Origin of the sequence: Curtobacterium sp. ZW137 (assembly GCF_003762905.1) — a bacterium.
Lineage (GTDB): Bacteria > Actinomycetota > Actinomycetes > Actinomycetales > Microbacteriaceae > Curtobacterium.
Genome location: NZ_RJKS01000001.1, coordinates 62,999 through 77,668, shown reverse-complemented (window position 1 = coordinate 77,668; position 14,670 = coordinate 62,999). Strand labels below are relative to the sequence as shown.

The following is a 14,670-nucleotide window of genomic DNA, read 5'->3' as shown; positions in this document are numbered from 1 at the left end:
CGACAGGTGTAGCCTAAAAACCATGTCTACTTCCCGTTTCACCGACCGTGTCGTCCTCATCACCGGCGGCGGCTCCGGACTCGGCCGCGCCACGGCCGTCCGACTCGCCACCGAGGGCGCGAAGCTCTCCCTCGTCGACGTCTCCGAGCAGGGGCTCGAGGCGTCCGTCGCCGCCGTGCACGACGCTGCTCCCGACGCGGAGGTGCTCACCACCGTCGCCGACGTCTCCGACGAGGCCCAGGTCGACGCCTACGTCACCGCGACCACGGAGCGCTTCGGCCGCATCGACGGCTCCTTCAACAACGCCGGCATCGAGGGCAAGCAGAACCCGACGGAGTCCTTCACCGCCGCCGAGTTCGACAAGGTCGTGTCGATCAACCTCCGTGGCGTGTTCCTCGGCCTCGAGAAGGTCCTCAAGGTGATGCGCGAGCAGGGCTCCGGCATGGTCGTGAACACCGCCAGCGTCGGCGGCATCCGCGGCATCGGCAACCAGTCGGGCTACGCGGCCGCCAAGCACGGCGTCGTGGGCCTCACCCGCAACTCCGCGATCGAGTACGGCCGCCACGGCATCCGCATCAACGCCATCGCCCCCGGCGCGATCTGGACCCCGATGGTCGAGAACTCGATGAAGCAGCTCGACCCGGAGAACCCGCGCAAGGCCGCCGAGGAGTTCATCCAGGTGCACCCCGCGAAGCGCTACGGCGAGGCCCCCGAGATCGCTGCAGTGGTCGCCTTCCTGCTCTCCGACGACGCCAGCTACGTCAACGCGACGGTCATCCCGATCGACGGCGGGCAGTCCGCCGCCTACTGAGACGGTCGGCTGGGCATCGGCCTGGAGGCTCGACCCGACTCCGCCACGCGTGGAACGATGCGGACATGGCTGAGCTCACCGTCCCCCAGGCCTTCGCACTCCTCCTGACCGATGCCGACGGGCGCCGGGCAACGGACGCGCAGACGTTCGATGCCGGCCTCGCCGGCGCGGTCCTGGCGGACCTCGCCCTGCGCGGTGCCGTCTCGCTCGAGGGCAAGGACGTCCGCGTCGTCGACGGATCGACCACGGGAGACCCCGTGCTCGACGGCGTCCTCGGCACGATCGCGGCGGCTGGAGCGCCCCGCAAGGCGAAGTGGTGGGTGTCGCGGCTCGGCAAGCGCCAGCTCCGCGACGACGTCTTCGCCTCGCTGGTCGCCGGCGGCCTCCTGAGCGAGGAGCAGCGGAAGACGCTCGGCATCTTCCCCTCGACCGCGTACCCGGAGCGGGACGGCGGCCCCGAGGCGCTGCTCCGATCCTCGATCGCCGACGTCCTCGCGACTCGTTCCGCGCCGACGCCCTCCACCGCCGCGGTGATCGCGCTGCTCGATGCCACGAACACCCTGCGGAAGCAGTTCGGCAAGGTCGACAAGGCGCTGGTGCGTGAGATCACGTCCGGCAACTGGGCGTCTCCGGCGGTCAAGGCCGTCCTCGAGGAGATCCAGATGGCCGCCGTGATGGCCATCGTCGCCGCCACGACCGCGACGACGGCCTCGACGAGCTGACGCGCGCGATTCCGCTTCCGCTTCCGCTTCCGCTTCCGCTTCCGCTTCCGGGGACCGGTTTTGCTTCCTCGCGTTGACCGATCCGGTTCACGAAACGCGGCTCCAGCGAACCGGATCGGCCAACGCGGCTGATCGGAACGGTTCCCAGCCCCGTTCTGGGGATCGCTCACCTCTACGGGCCTCGGCCACAGTGGTCGGGTCGCAGGTGAACGAAACGGGGGCGACGATGCCGTTGGGTGGACCGGGACCGCGAGACTGGTCCCCACCGGAGTCGTCCGCGATGCCGTCGCGGCATCGAAACCGGACGCGGTCGGCGCTGTACGACCCGACGCCCTGGATCGGCGCGAAGCCTCGCCGAACGACGAGGCCGTGGGCGTACGCCACGCTCTCGATGCTCCTCGGGGCGCTGAGCCTGGGGATCGCGGTGTTCGAACCGGAGCGGTCGGGCGTCCAGACGGGCTTCGTGGTCTCGACCGTCGGGGTGACCGCGATCGTGATGGGTGTCCGCGTCGTCAAGACCTGCCGGTGGGGCTCGGCGCCGGCCCGGGCGTTCGGTCGGGGTGGGGCGATCCTCGGCTCCGTCGGGACCGCGCTCATGGTCTACGCCGTCGTCGGCGTCGGCCTCTCGAACGTCGGCGTCGAGTTGCCAGCGCTCTCACTCCCGAGCGCGGGCAACGGCTCGGTGCTCGCCCTGCCCTCCGCTGCGGCCGCACCTGCCGCGGTCCCAACACCGAGGTCGACCCCGGCGCCGGCGACGCCGTCGACTCCCGCCACCCCGGCACCACCGGCGGCCGTAGCCCCGGCCCCGGCAGCGGCAGCGCAACCCGCGACCCGCGCGGCCGAGCAGTCGGCGGTAGTGCAGAGCGCCGGGACGCTCGCGTTCGTGATGCGCCAGCGGTACGGCGCGGGTCCGTTCCCGGCGGACCTCGCGGTCGGCATGAGCGACCCGCAGCGCATCATGCTCGCCGACGGCACCGGCCTCGCGGCCATTCCGGACGATGCGCGGGTCCTCTACTCGGTGTCATCCGACGGCACCGCCTGGTCGGTGACGATCATCGGTGCCCGGTTCGGGGCCGTCGCGACCTACAGCTCGGCAGTCGGCACCGTCCAGGCCGGCTGAACCGCTCGCGGCGTCAGCCGGGTCAGCGGCGTCAGCCGGGTCAGCGGCGTCAGCCGGGTCAGCGGGGCTCGACGAGCTCGATGAAGCGGGAGAGCAAGGCCAGGCCGGGGATCGACGGCGGCAGCGCCGTGGTGAGCGCCGGCGAGTGCACGAGGTACGCCGCCCACTTCGCCCGCGAGAGCGCCACGTTCAGGCGGTTCGGCATCAGGAGGAAGTCGAGTCCGCGCGGGATGTCCGCCGCCGAGGACGCTGCGAGCGAGACGATGGACACGACGGCCTCGCGCCCCTGGAACAGGTCCACCGTCCCGACCTGCGTGCCGGTCAGCCCGGCCCGGTCGAGTTGCTGCCGGATCACCGCACCCTGCGCGTTGTACGGCGCGACGACGATGACGTCCTCGTCCGTCAGCTTCCGCACGGTGTCGCCGTCCGTCCAGGGACGCCCCACGACGTCCTGCGCGAGGGCCACGACGCGCTGTGCTTCCTCGAGCGAGGAGGTCGTGTTGCCTGCGTGCACGACGGGCACCGGGTGCACGCCGGGCTCGACGCCCTCGAGGTGCCGCCCGGACGCCATGGACGTGAGCTGCCCGTTGTAGGACAGCCCCGAGACGGACGCCGTCAGCGCGGGCTCCATCCGCCGCGTGCGCGCGAGGAAGTACCCGAACTCCGGCGGCAGGACGTGCTCGCCGTCCGCCAGCCACCCGAGCGCCGACTCGTCCACAGGCTCCGGGTGCGAGCCCTGCGACACCTGGGGCAGCTGCTGCGGGTCCCCGAGGAGCAGCAGCCGCGAGGCCGCGATCGACGAGGCGATCGTCGGCGCGAGCGAGAACTGCCCGGCCTCGTCCACGACGAGCAGGTCGAGGGAGCGCCGCTCGATCGTGGACTCGTTCGCGAAGGTCCACGCCGTGCCGCCGACGACGCCCCCGGTGCCGCTCTGCTCGCACGAGGCGAGGAACGCCGCGATCGCCGCACCGTTCTTCACGGGGGTCCACGCCGCTGCCTCGACGTCCTCGGGATCGGCGCCGGACTTCGGCTGCTTCACGACCCGGTCCGCCGGCACCCCGGCGGCGATGACCGCGTCGAGGAAGTTCGCCGACGTGGCGTGCGACTGCCCGACGACACCGACCCGCCAGCCGTACTCCCGGACGAGCCGCGCGACGACGTTCGAGCCGACGTAGGTCTTGCCCGTGCCGGGAGGGCCCTGGATCGCCAGGTACGACCGGTCGAGTCCGAGCAGCGTCGTCACCACGGCGGAGACGGTGTCGTCGCCGACGACCGGGGCGAGCGCTCCCCGCGGCGGCACCCGCCGGAGCAGGTCGAGCGCGGGGTCCGGCAGCATCTCCGGAAGGGCGTCCAGCACGGACCCACCCCACTCGGCGATCGCCTCGGGCTGTGGTTTCGCCCGCGGCGGGGACGACGGCGCGAGCGCGACCGGGAACTCGTGGTGGGGTTCCCCACCGACGGGCAGCCGTTCGAGGAGCAGGACCTCCGTCGCCTCCCCGTCGTCCCGCACGTCGATGACCTGGGCGCGATCCGTCGCGCCCTTCGACCCGGGGCCCGGAGAGCCGACCGATGGCGGAGGCGGGGTGTCGTAGACGAGGTGGGGCGAGCCTCCCGGCCGGAGACGACTGCCGGGCGCGAGCGTCCCCGACAACCGGATTTCTCGGGACTGCGAACGGGCACGCGGCAGCGTGTCCCAGTCCCGCTCCACGGAAGCGCGCTCCACGACCAGCACGTCGCGGGTGTCCGCCCACTCGTCGAGGGGGTTGCGGAGGCGGTCGAAGTGGTCCTGCCAGAAGGTCTTGGCCTCGCGCCGGTGGTAGTCGATCGCGGCTGCGGCGAGCGCCAGCGCCGTCTCGTCCGGGGTGCGGTCGAGCGCGACCACGCCCTCGAGGTGCTCCGCGAGGGCGACGTACACCGGGTTCGGCTCGCGCTCGACGGGGATCGGCGGCAGGTCGAGCTCGGCCGGCGCGTCCGTCGACGGCGGGCGCAGCGAGCGGAGCCAGTCGCGCAGGCGCAGCGTCGAGCGGCAGTCGTAGGCGTTGTAGTCCGCGACCTGGTCGAGCATCCGCTGCCCGGTCGCGGGGTCGCCGTTCCGGAGTTCCTCGATCGCCTCGACGTAGGCGGTGATGCTGTCCGCGGCGTTCGTGACGTCGCTCAGGCGGAGGTCCTCGCCCATGTAGAGCGGCTCGAGCTTCTTGATCGAGTAGCTGTGGCTGCCGACGACCAGGGCCTTGCGGACGATCGGGTACAGGTCGACCAGCACGCCCGCGCGGAGCAGGTCGTCGACCGCCTCTTCGCCGACCCCGTGGCGCGCCGCGAGCGAGAGCAGGTGCGTCCGCTCGTAGGCCGCGTAGTGGTAGATGTGCATGCCCGGGTACTGCGCACGCCGCTCGGCGATGAAGGCGAGGAAGTCCACGAGCGCCTGGCGTTCGTCGCGGATGGTGTGCGCCCAGAACGCCGTGAAGTCGGCCCGGTCGTCGACCAGGCCGAAGAGGTAGTCGAGGCCCCAGTGCACGCCGTCCTCGGTGTGGAGCGGGTCGCCCTCGAAGTCGAAGAACACGTCGCCTGCGTCCGGCACCGGGATCGCGTCCAGGGCCGACGGGTCCAGGACCTCGAAGCGCGGGCGGTGGTCGCGCGCGTGCTCCGAGTCGATCTGGAGGCTCGCCTGACGGACGAGTCGGTCCAGCGTCGACTTCGCCATGGTGGGCACCGGTGCGGTGCGGACCGCCAGGTCGTCGATCGTCAGGACACCCTGCCGGATCAGCTTCGTGCGCTGGTCGAGGCGCATCCCGGCGACGAGGACCAGGTCGCGGTGCTGCTCCACCTGCTGCTGGCAGGCGCCACACCGGCCGCAGCTGGCGTAGCGCGGGTCGCCCCAGGCGAGGGGTTCGTCTGCGCGCAGCCGTTCTTCGATCACCCTTCGCAGTTCCGTTCGCTGCGTGCGGTACACCGGCGCGATGTCGGCCAGGTCGTGCGTGGTCGTCGTGCGGTCACCGAGGACCAGGTGGACCTGCTGGCCCGTCGGGATGCCGTGCGCCTGCATCTGCTCCGCGTAGGCGGTGAGCTGCAGGAGTGCGCTGATCTTGGCGTGCCGGGCGAGCTTGGTGTCGTAGACCTCGTACTCCCCCGCGGCGTTCTGGATGATGAAGTCCGCGAAGCCGATGAAGCCCGCGCTGTCCGGTGTCGGCGCTGCGAAGAACGTCGGCTGGTAGAGGACGTCCGCGCCGCTCCGCATGGCGTCCAGTGCTGCCGCTGCTGCCTCCGCGTACTGCGGGGGTGCCGGGCGGTCGAACTCGACGACGTCGTGGCTCGTCTTGAGGATCTCGAGGTAGTCCAGCTCGTGCTGGTCCCCGAGCTTCGCCGTGCGGTCGAGCATGTCGTCGTGCTCGTCCGGCAGGGCTGCTCCGCGGCCGAGCTTGGCGTCGAGGCGGCGCAGGAACGCCCATTCGCACGACGCCCACGTGGTGAGGTCGCTGGGGCTGAGGAGCGCCCGGCCCTCGGAGGTGATCTGCACGGCTTCACCCTAGGGGCGGGGGCCGACACCGCCCGTTGGCTCGTCGTGGTCTCAGCTGGCCGTCGGTCGCTCCCACATGCTGACGGTGCTCTCGAGCTTGTCGTAGCGGTACGGCTTCGTCTCGCCGGTGGGCTCGTAGCCGAGGGCGGTCCAGAACGGCGCGGCCCAGTCGGCGTTGCGCTCGACGATCCCGAGGCGGATCCGGGACGCGCCGGTCTCCTGTCGCACCCGGTCGAGGATCGCGTCGTGCAGTCGCCGGCCGAGGCCCTTCTCCTGGTGGGCGCCGTGCACGATCAGCAGCCCGATGTACGCGGTCTCCGGGTCGGGGTACCCGAGCAGCACGTCGGCGAACGCGACCAGCTCCCCGTCGTCCCAGAGTCCGATGCTCCGCTTGCCCGCCGGGTCGAGCCCGAGCGGCACGGAGATCAGCGCGGAGAGTGCATCGGACGGGCCGGGCGGGCACCGTGCTGCTCCGCAAGAACGCGACGTGCTTCATCAACGTCGCTGCGTACCGGCGCGTGGAGCTCGACGTCGAGGCTTTCCAGCCTCCCGGCGGGGTGGCGCGCGGCATGTTCGGCACTCGCGGCATGGAGGGCATCGGCGGTCGTCTGACCCTGACGTCGACAGCGCTGTGGTTCCACGCGCACCGGCTGAACTTCGTCCGTGCCGAGTTCGGGATCCCGCTGGATCAGGTCGTCGAGGTACGGAACGCTTCCCGGGGGCTGTCGCGGCAGATCGAGGTCGTGATGCAGTCCGGTGCCCGGCCGCGCTTCCTCGTCTGGGGCGTCCCGACGGTCATCGCGGCGATCGACGAGGCCGGCCGCCGATTGCACTGAAGGCGGGAGTTGACGACCTCAGCGCTCCATCGCCAGGGCGAGGTCGAGCAGCGCCACGTCCGAACCAGCGGGCCCGACCAGGCAGACACCGACGGGGGCGCCGTCCACCTCGAGCCAGGGCGCGGAGACCGCTGGCAACCCACCGACCCCGGCGACCGATGTCATCCGGAGCGTCGCAGCCCGGGTCGCCTGGACGTCGTCATCGGTCGCGTCCCGCAACGGGGCTGGTCCCGGCACGGTCGGGAGGCACAACACGCGTCCGCCGAGCACGTCCCGGACGTCACGGCGCAGCTCCACGAGCCGTGCGCGCGCCGTGCGCACCTGCTCGGTCGTCACGGTGGCCGCGACGTCGAACCGGCCGAGCACGTCGGGTCCGAGGGCGTCGCGATGGGCGGACACCCACGCCCCGTCGTTGTCCCATGCCTCAGCCGCCTGCACGATCCGGAGCACATCGGCCAGTTCGATGAGTGCCGGGAGCTTCACCGCCGCCACCGGCCGGCCCGACGCGTCGAGCCAGCCACGGAAGGCGGTACGGGTGCCGAGGTCGGCGGCCTCGACGAGCGCGTCGGAGACGACGAGCCCGCCGTTGAGTCCCGGCACGTCACCCGCTCCTAGGCCTGAGGCGACCGCTGCGTCCCGGACCACCGCCGCGTCCCGGCCGAGCCACCCGACGGTGTCGAACGTCTGCGCGAGCGGGTGCAGTCCTCCGCGTGACACGGCTCCGTGCGTCGTCCGGAGCCCCCACAGCCCCTGGTACGACGCCGGGACGCGCACGCTGCCGGCGGTGTCCGTCCCGAGGGCGAGGTCGGCCATGCCGAGTGCCACGGCGGCAGCGGCGCCGGACGTGGAGCCGCCCGGCATCCGTGACGGCGCCGCACCGTTCAGCGGGGTGCCGGTGTGTGCGTTCCGGCCGGCGATCGAGTAGGCGAACTCGTCGGTCCGCGCGATCCCGACCACGTCCGCGCCGGCGTCCAAGAGCGCGCGGACTGCCGCAGCGTGTTCCGACGCCACCGGTGCGGACGCTTCCCACGTCGGGTTCCCCAGCCCGCGGACGTACCCCGCGACGTCGAACAGGTCCTTGACTGCAACGCGGACGCCGTCGAGCGGTCCGCTCTCCGCGCCGCGGACGAGCGGCGCCCCCACGACGCGCCAGGTGCTCGCGTCGAACGACCGGGGCCGTCCTGTCACGTGGGCCGCGGTGATCCGCCAGGAGGTGTCCAGCCAGCGGTGCCACACCTGGGTCTGCACACCGCTGCCGCCACCCTCGAAGCGCGAGACTGCCACCACGAGGACGTCGTCCGTGCCGAGCAGCCGGACCTCGGTGGACGCGATCGTGCGTCGAGCCACGCCACCTCGGCCCGAGCGGAACGCGCTGATCACGTCGTGCCCGACGAGCAGACCGGTGTGGTCCGCCCGCATCGTCTGCTGGCCGGGAGCGAACAGGTCGTCGAGCACCGCGGTGTCGTCGCGCATGAGCGCGTCCTCGTACGAGTCGAACGCCTCGCGCAGGCCGGACGGCCACGTCGTCATCCGAGGACCTCGGCGAAGTCGGCCTTGCGGATGGTGGCGTGCGCCCCGCAGACCAGGTCGACCACCTGCGAGATCCGGAAGTCGGTCGCCGCGCTGAGGTAGGCGTACGCGATGTGCTCGTCGACACCCCACCGCGCCCGGACCAGCGCGATCGCGGCCCGCACGCACTGCCGCAATGCTTCGTCGAGGTCCTCGTCCATCCCGGTCGGCACGAGGTACTCGGTCGTCTCCGCGAGCGGCCCAGCGAGGTCCCCGAACTGGCGGAGCGCCTCGGCACGCGGGACGACGTCGAGGCGGATCGTCGCCCGGAGCGACGCCTCCATCGCCGTGAGCGCGACCTCGCCGTCGCCCTGCGCGAAGTGCGGGTCCCCGACGTACACCCCCGCTCCCGGGACCTGGACGGGCAGGTACAGCGTGGCCCCCGCGGTGAGCAGGGCGATGTCGATGTTGCCGCCGTGCGGTCCGGGCGGGACGGAGTGCGGACGCTCGTCCGAGTCGACCGTCACCCCGACGATCCCGAGGAACGGCCGGAGCGGGAAGGTGATCGTCGGTGGGCCGCCCTCGACGCGGGGTAGCCGCCCGACGAGTTCCCCGTCGCGCTCGACCACGTCCGCGAAGACGCTGACCGGTTCCTCGGCGCGGGGCAGCTCGCCGGAGAGCGCGCCGCGCCCGTGCCGGTTCGAGATGACCCCGTACGGCACGCGTGGCGTCATCGCGAGCATCGTCACCGAAACCAGGTCACCGGGTTCGGTGCCCTCGACCGTGATCGGGCCGGACACGACGTGCGGCCCGTCGCCCGGGCCACGGCTGACCGAGCGGGCGATCTCGACGGCGTCGCGGAGCACGAGCTCCGGTGCGACACCGTGCTGGCCGAAGAACGCGACGGGATCGTGCCCCTGGTCCGCCAGGATCCCCTCGTGGCTGACGGTGTCGATCGTCACGCTCGCCCCGGGCTGGACGGTCGCGATCGGCGCATCGGCGCGGGACGGGAGGCGCCCCCACAGCACCGCAGACGGGGTCGCCTCGATCAGCTGGCCCCCCGGGACGGGGCCGGTCCCGGGCTGCAGGACGTCGATCGCCATCACACCAGCCAAGCGTCGGGGTCGAGCCGGCCGGCGGGGACGTGCCGACCGCGGGCCCCGCTCTCGACGAGCGCACCGTCGTGCACCACCACGGTGCCACGGACGATCACCGTCTCCGGCCGTCCGCTGACCTCGATGCCCTCGTACGGCGTGTAGTCGGTCGCCATGTGCAGCGTGTCCGCGGTGATCGTCCACCGGGTCGACGCGTCCCAGATCGCGATGTCGGCGTCCGAGCCGGGCATCAGCGCCCCCTTCGTCGGGTGGATGCCGTTCACCTTGGCGGGGTTGGTGGCGGTGAGCTCGACGAACTTCCGCGGGTCGAGACCGCCCTCGGCGACGAAGCGGGAGAACACCATCGGCAGACGGGTCTCGACGCCGGGCAGCCCGTTCGGCATCTCGCGGACGTCGTGCGTGTGCGCCTCCTTCTGTCGGAGGTCGTAGCAGCAGTGGTCGCTCGACACGGTCGTGATCTCCCCGCGGGTGAGGAGCTCGCCGAGCCCGGCGACCCGGTCGGCTGGGCGGAGCGGCGGGCAGCACACCCAGCGCTCCGGGTCGTCGCCGTCGTAGAGCCCGGCGTCGAGCGTCAGGTGGTGGGCGACCGCCTCGGTGTACACCTTGACACCGCGGCGGCGGGCGTCGGCGGAGAGCCCGACGGCGGCCGGGGTGGACTGGTGCACGAAGTACACCGGTGCGTCGATGGACTCGGCGAGCGCGATGACCTCCGCGACGGCGGCTGTCTCGGCCAGCTCGGAGCGGGTGGTGCCCATGTGGGCCGCGTCAATCTCCCCGCGCGCCGCGCTCCGTCGCTGGTCCTCCTCGATGATCGAGTTGTCCTCGCAGTGCACGACGGCCATGCCGCCGAGCTCCCGCAGCGCCCGCATCGTCCGGAGGATCGTGTCCGCGCTCGCCATCGTCTCGTCGCGGTAGGTGGTGAACATCTTCACGGTGACGATGCCCTCGTCGACGAGGGTGCGGAGCTGCTCCTCGGTGGTGTCGTCCCACTCCACGACGGATGCGTGGAGCGCGCTGTCGCAGACCCCGTCGCCGGCCAGTGCGCGCTGACGTCGAGCGACCTCGAGCGGCACCTCGCCCGGGGACGGGATCGCGAAGTCGACGATGGTCGTCGTGCCGCCGAACACCGCCGCGATGGTGCACTCGCGGTAGCCGTCCCGCGACGTGTACTCGCCGGACGTGTAGCCGACGTGGCAGTGCGCGTCGACGCCGCCCGGCATGACGAGCTTGCCGGTCGCGTCGATGACACGGTCCGTCCCGCCGGGAGGCTCGGTGCCGGCCGCGACGACCGCGACGATCCGCTCCTGCCGCACCCACACGTCGGCCACGCCGCTCCAGGACGCGTCGACGACAGTGCCGCCGCTGATGACGAGGTCGAGGCGATCGGTGGTGTTCATCGGTTCCCTCCGGCTGTGGGGAGCCCAGCGACGGCGAGCGCTCGCTCGCGGTCGATACGCTCCCGCTGCTCCTGTTGCCGGACCCGCTGGACCGCGGGTTCCGGCACCGGCACTGCTGCCAGCAGTGCCTTCGTGTAGTCGTGGGTCGGGTGCTCGAACAGCTGGTCACGGCTGCCCTGCTCGACGATCCGGCCGCTGCGCATCACGGCGACCTCGTCGCACAGGTACCGGACGACGGCGAGGTCGTGCGCGATGAAGAGCACTGCGAGGCCGAGCGACTCCCGGAGGTCCCGGAGCAGGTTGAGCACCTGCGCCTGCACGGAGACGTCGAGCGAGGAGACCGGCTCGTCGCAGACCAGGAGCTTCGGCCCGACGGCGAGCGCGCGCGCGATCGCGATGCGCTGCCGCTGTCCGCCGGAGAACGACCGAGGGTAGCGCGTCAGGTGTTCCGCTTCGAGCCCCACCGTCTCGAGGAGCTCGACGACACGGTCCCGACGCCGGCGCCGATCGCGCTCGATGCCGTGCACGAGCATCCCCTCGCCGACGAGCTCCTCGATGGTCATGCGCGGGTCGAGGGAGGAGTACGGGTCCTGGAACACCATCTGCATGTCGCGTCGTGCCCCGTGCACCGTTCGACGGCCGGCTCCGACGAGTTCGGTGCCGTCCAGTCGGACGGAGCCCTCGTCGGGCCGGAGCAGCGCGGTGACCAGGCGTGCGGTGGTCGACTTGCCGGATCCGGACTCGCCGACGAGTCCGAACGACCCTCCGGCCTCGATCGTGAACGCGACCTCGTCGACGGCTGGACGGCTGTTCCCGAAGCGCTTCACGAGCCCTTCGACCTCGAGCAGGCTCATCGGACGTCCTCCTTCTCCACGTCGCTGACCGACACGAGCCGGACCGACGGGTCCGCGTCGATCCGGGGAACCGCCCCGATCAGTCCGCGGGTGTACGGGTGTTGCGGGGTGGCGAACAGGGTGTCGGTGTCCGCGTGCTCGACGACCGCTCCTGAGCGCATCACGACGACGTCATCCGCGAAGCCCGCGACGAGGCCGAGGTCGTGCGTGATGAGGAGCACCCCCATGCCGCGTTCGGCGGCGATCTCGTCGAGGAGCGCGAGGACCTGGGCCTGCACCTGGACGTCGAGGGCCGTCGTCGGCTCGTCGGCGATGAGCAGTGCGGGTTCGGCGATCACCGCGATGGCGATGACGACGCGCTGACGCATCCCGCCGGAGAACTCGTGGGGGTACGCGTCGAAACGGTCGGCGGCGTCCCGGACGCCCAGGCGTTCGAGCATCTCGATCCCACGGCGGCGCGCGTCCCGCTTGGGCACCCCGCGGAACACCAGCGGCTGCATGATCTGCCACCCGATGGTCATCACCGGGTTCAGCGCGGTGAGCGGGTCCTGGAACACGAGTCCGACCTGCGCTCCCCGGATGCCCCGGACTGCCCGAGCGGATGCACCGACGAGCTCACGGCCGTCCAGACGGATGCTCCCGGAGAGCCGGGCGTCGGTGTCGAGCTGCATGACGGCACGCGCGGTGACCGACTTGCCGGAACCGGACTCCCCCACGAGTGCGACACGCTCGCCGCGGCGCACGGTCAGCCCGACACCGTGGACGACCTCGAGGGGGTCGTGCGCGGTGCCGAACGCGACGTGGAGATCGTCGATGCTGAGCAGGTTCGCGGTCATCGTGCGCCTCCTCGGAGGGTGGGGTCGGTGCGGACGCGGATCCAGTCGCCCACCAGGTTGAATGCGACCCCGGTGACCGCGATCGCGAGTCCGGGGAAGACCAGAGCCCACCAGGCCGAGGTCGCGTTGTCGGCCGCCGCTGCGACCATCGCGCCCCACTCGGAGGACGGGACCTGAGCGCCGACGCCGATGAACGAAAGACCGGAGATGACGAGCATCACCGCGGCGACGTCGAGCGTGAGCTGCACGTAGAGCGGGTCGAGCGAGTTCGGCAGGATGTGCCGGAACACCAGTCGGAGCCGCCCCACGCCGAGGGAGCGAGCGGCGGTGACGTACTCCGCCTCGCGGACGTCCCGCACGATCGTCCGGACGAGCCGTGCGTACCCGGGCCACCAGGTCGCGGACACGGCGATGACGGTCGAGGTCAGGCTCGGTCCGAGTCCCGCCGCGATGCCGAGCGCGAGGACGATCGACGGCAGCGCGAGCCCGATGTCGGTGACGCGCATGAGCACTTCGTCCAGGACCCCGCCGACCAGTGCGGCGAGGACCCCGACGAGGAGCCCGATCACGATCGTGACGGCGAGGACGATGGCCGTCGCGCCGAGGGTGGTGCGAGCGCCCGTGAGCACCCGGCTGAGGACGTCGCGGCCAGTGGCGTCGGTGCCGAACAGGTGTGCGAGGGAGGGCGCCTGCAACGAGTTCCCGATGTCCACCTGGGTCGGGTCGAACGGCGCGATCCACGGTCCGATCACCGCGATCACCACGACGACGGCCGCCACGACGAGCGCGATGCCCTCGAGCAGCGGCGTGGTGCGACGACGGCGACGACGGACGGGTCGGAGCAGCGTGCTCGAGGCGCCGACGGCTGCCATGCGGGAGTCGGTCACGATGCCACCTCCGTGGAGACGAGCGCACTCGGACGACGCCGTGCGCGCGGGGTGCCCATGCCGGAGCGCAGGCGGGGGTTGATCCACAGCTGGACCAGGTCGACGACCAGGTTGGCGATGATGAACACGACGCCGACGACGAGGATCGAGCCGATGACGGCGTAGAGGTCGTTCTGCAGCACCGCGGTCACCATGTAGGCGCCGATCCCGGTCCGGTTGAACGTCGACTCGACGAGGACCGTCGAGCCGAGCATCCATCCGAGCTGCATGCCGAGGATGGTCGACACGGGCAGCAGGGCGTTCCGCAGGCCGTGCCGGACGACGACACGGAGCTCGGATGCCCCGGTCGCCCGGGCGAGGGTGACGTAGTCGGCGTCGAGCGTCGTGATCATGCTCGAGCGCACCGTCCGGGCGACGACGGCGATGAACGCCGCGGCGAGGGTGATCGCCGGGAGCAGCAGGTGCACGATCGCGGAGCCGAAGGCCGACCAGTCGCCGGCGAGGAGCGCGTCGATCGTGGTCGCCCCGGTGACGGTCGGGACCTCGATGCCGAAGCCGAGCTGGCCGTAGAGCGGCAGCCATCCGAGCTTCGCCGCGAAGAGCAGCTGGAGCAGGAGGCCGAGCCAGAAGACGGGGAGCGCCGCGCCGAGGAGCGCGACGATGCGGGAGGCGGCGTCGGCTGCCTTCCCGCGGCGGTACGCGGCGAGGACGCCGAGCGGGACGCCGATGAGCACGTTGAGGAGCATCGCCGCGACGACGAGCTCGAGGGAGGAGGGCAGCACCGTGGTGATGTCGCCGAGCACCGCGCGGTGGGTGACCACGCTCGTGCCGAGGTCGCCCTGCAGCAGCCGGCCGATGAACCGGACGAACTGCACCGGGAGCGGCTCGTCCAGTCCGAGCGCGGTGCGTGCCTGGGCCACCTGCGCCGCGGTGGCGGTGCGGCCGGCTGCGGCGCGGGCCGGGTCGCCCGGCAGGATCTGGACCATGACGAACGCGAGCACGACAAGGCCGGCGAGCACGACGACGCTGAGGCCGAGTCGTTTCAGGACGTACCGGGTCACCGGGTCCT

The 14,670-nt window shown here is 72.0% G+C and carries 13 protein-coding genes; 4 read left to right on the top strand and 9 right to left on the bottom strand.

What is annotated here, in order from left to right; genetic code table 11:
- Positions 1-22 precede the first annotated feature (22 nt).
- From EDF55_RS00330 to EDF55_RS00320, 3 genes are all read left to right on the top strand, one after another.
- Positions 23-811: a glucose 1-dehydrogenase gene (locus EDF55_RS00330; protein ID WP_123652976.1), complete on the top strand. Its 789-nt coding sequence runs from the start codon at positions 23-25 to the stop codon at positions 809-811.
- Between the two features lie 65 nt (positions 812-876).
- Positions 877-1,533, top strand: a complete 657-nt coding sequence (locus EDF55_RS00325; RefSeq protein ID WP_123652975.1) for a GPP34 family phosphoprotein — start codon at positions 877-879, stop codon at positions 1,531-1,533.
- A 391-nt stretch (positions 1,534-1,924) separates the two neighbouring features.
- Positions 1,925-2,653: a hypothetical protein gene (locus EDF55_RS00320; RefSeq protein WP_123652974.1), complete on the top strand. Its 729-nt coding sequence runs from the start codon at positions 1,925-1,927 to the stop codon at positions 2,651-2,653.
- Positions 2,654-2,711: 58 nt separating this feature from the next.
- Here EDF55_RS00320 and EDF55_RS00315 read toward each other — a convergent pair whose 3' ends face one another.
- Together EDF55_RS00315 and EDF55_RS00310 are read right to left on the bottom strand one after the other, a co-directional pair.
- Positions 2,712-6,167: a TM0106 family RecB-like putative nuclease gene (locus EDF55_RS00315; protein WP_123652973.1), complete on the bottom strand. Its 3,456-nt coding sequence runs from the start codon at positions 6,165-6,167 to the stop codon at positions 2,712-2,714.
- A gap of 51 nt (positions 6,168-6,218) precedes the next feature.
- Positions 6,219-6,587: an N-acetyltransferase gene (locus EDF55_RS00310; protein ID WP_185017002.1), complete on the bottom strand. Its 369-nt coding sequence runs from the start codon at positions 6,585-6,587 to the stop codon at positions 6,219-6,221.
- 98 nt (positions 6,588-6,685) lie between these two features.
- Between EDF55_RS00310 and EDF55_RS00305 the strand changes: the two genes are divergently transcribed.
- Positions 6,686-7,003 (top strand): hypothetical protein, encoded by a 318-nt coding sequence (locus tag EDF55_RS00305; RefSeq protein ID WP_123652971.1) that lies wholly within the window; start codon positions 6,686-6,688, stop codon positions 7,001-7,003.
- An 18-nt stretch (positions 7,004-7,021) separates the two neighbouring features.
- Here the strand turns inward: EDF55_RS00305 and EDF55_RS00300 are convergent, their stop codons facing one another.
- From EDF55_RS00300 to EDF55_RS00270, 7 genes are read right to left on the bottom strand one after another with little or no spacing between them, the layout of a single operon-like run.
- Positions 7,022-8,533, bottom strand: coding sequence for an amidase (locus EDF55_RS00300; protein ID WP_123652970.1), 1,512 nt, complete (start codon positions 8,531-8,533; stop codon positions 7,022-7,024).
- A complete protein-coding gene (locus tag EDF55_RS00295; protein ID WP_123652969.1) occupies positions 8,530-9,615 on the bottom strand; it encodes an acetamidase/formamidase family protein in 1,086 nt (361 codons plus the stop codon). Before EDF55_RS00295 ends, EDF55_RS00300 begins: the two co-directional genes overlap by 4 nt.
- Positions 9,615-11,024 carry a dihydropyrimidinase gene (gene hydA, locus EDF55_RS00290; protein ID WP_123652968.1) on the bottom strand — a complete coding sequence of 470 codons (1,410 nt, stop codon included), beginning with the start codon at positions 11,022-11,024 and terminating at the stop codon, positions 9,615-9,617. Before hydA ends, EDF55_RS00295 begins: the two co-directional genes overlap by 1 nt.
- Positions 11,021-11,878: an ATP-binding cassette domain-containing protein gene (locus EDF55_RS00285; RefSeq protein WP_123652967.1), complete on the bottom strand. Its 858-nt coding sequence runs from the start codon at positions 11,876-11,878 to the stop codon at positions 11,021-11,023. Before EDF55_RS00285 ends, hydA begins: the two co-directional genes overlap by 4 nt.
- Positions 11,875-12,714: an ABC transporter ATP-binding protein gene (locus EDF55_RS00280; protein WP_123652966.1), complete on the bottom strand. Its 840-nt coding sequence runs from the start codon at positions 12,712-12,714 to the stop codon at positions 11,875-11,877. The genes EDF55_RS00285 and EDF55_RS00280 overlap by 4 nt, the downstream gene beginning before the upstream one ends.
- Entirely contained in the window at positions 12,711-13,601 is an 891-nt protein-coding gene (locus tag EDF55_RS00275; RefSeq protein ID WP_123652965.1) for an ABC transporter permease, read from the bottom strand. The genes EDF55_RS00280 and EDF55_RS00275 overlap by 4 nt, the downstream gene beginning before the upstream one ends.
- Entirely contained in the window at positions 13,598-14,662 is a 1,065-nt protein-coding gene (locus tag EDF55_RS00270; RefSeq protein ID WP_123652964.1) for an ABC transporter permease, read from the bottom strand. The genes EDF55_RS00275 and EDF55_RS00270 overlap by 4 nt, the downstream gene beginning before the upstream one ends.
- Between the last annotated feature and the right edge of the window lie 8 nt (positions 14,663-14,670).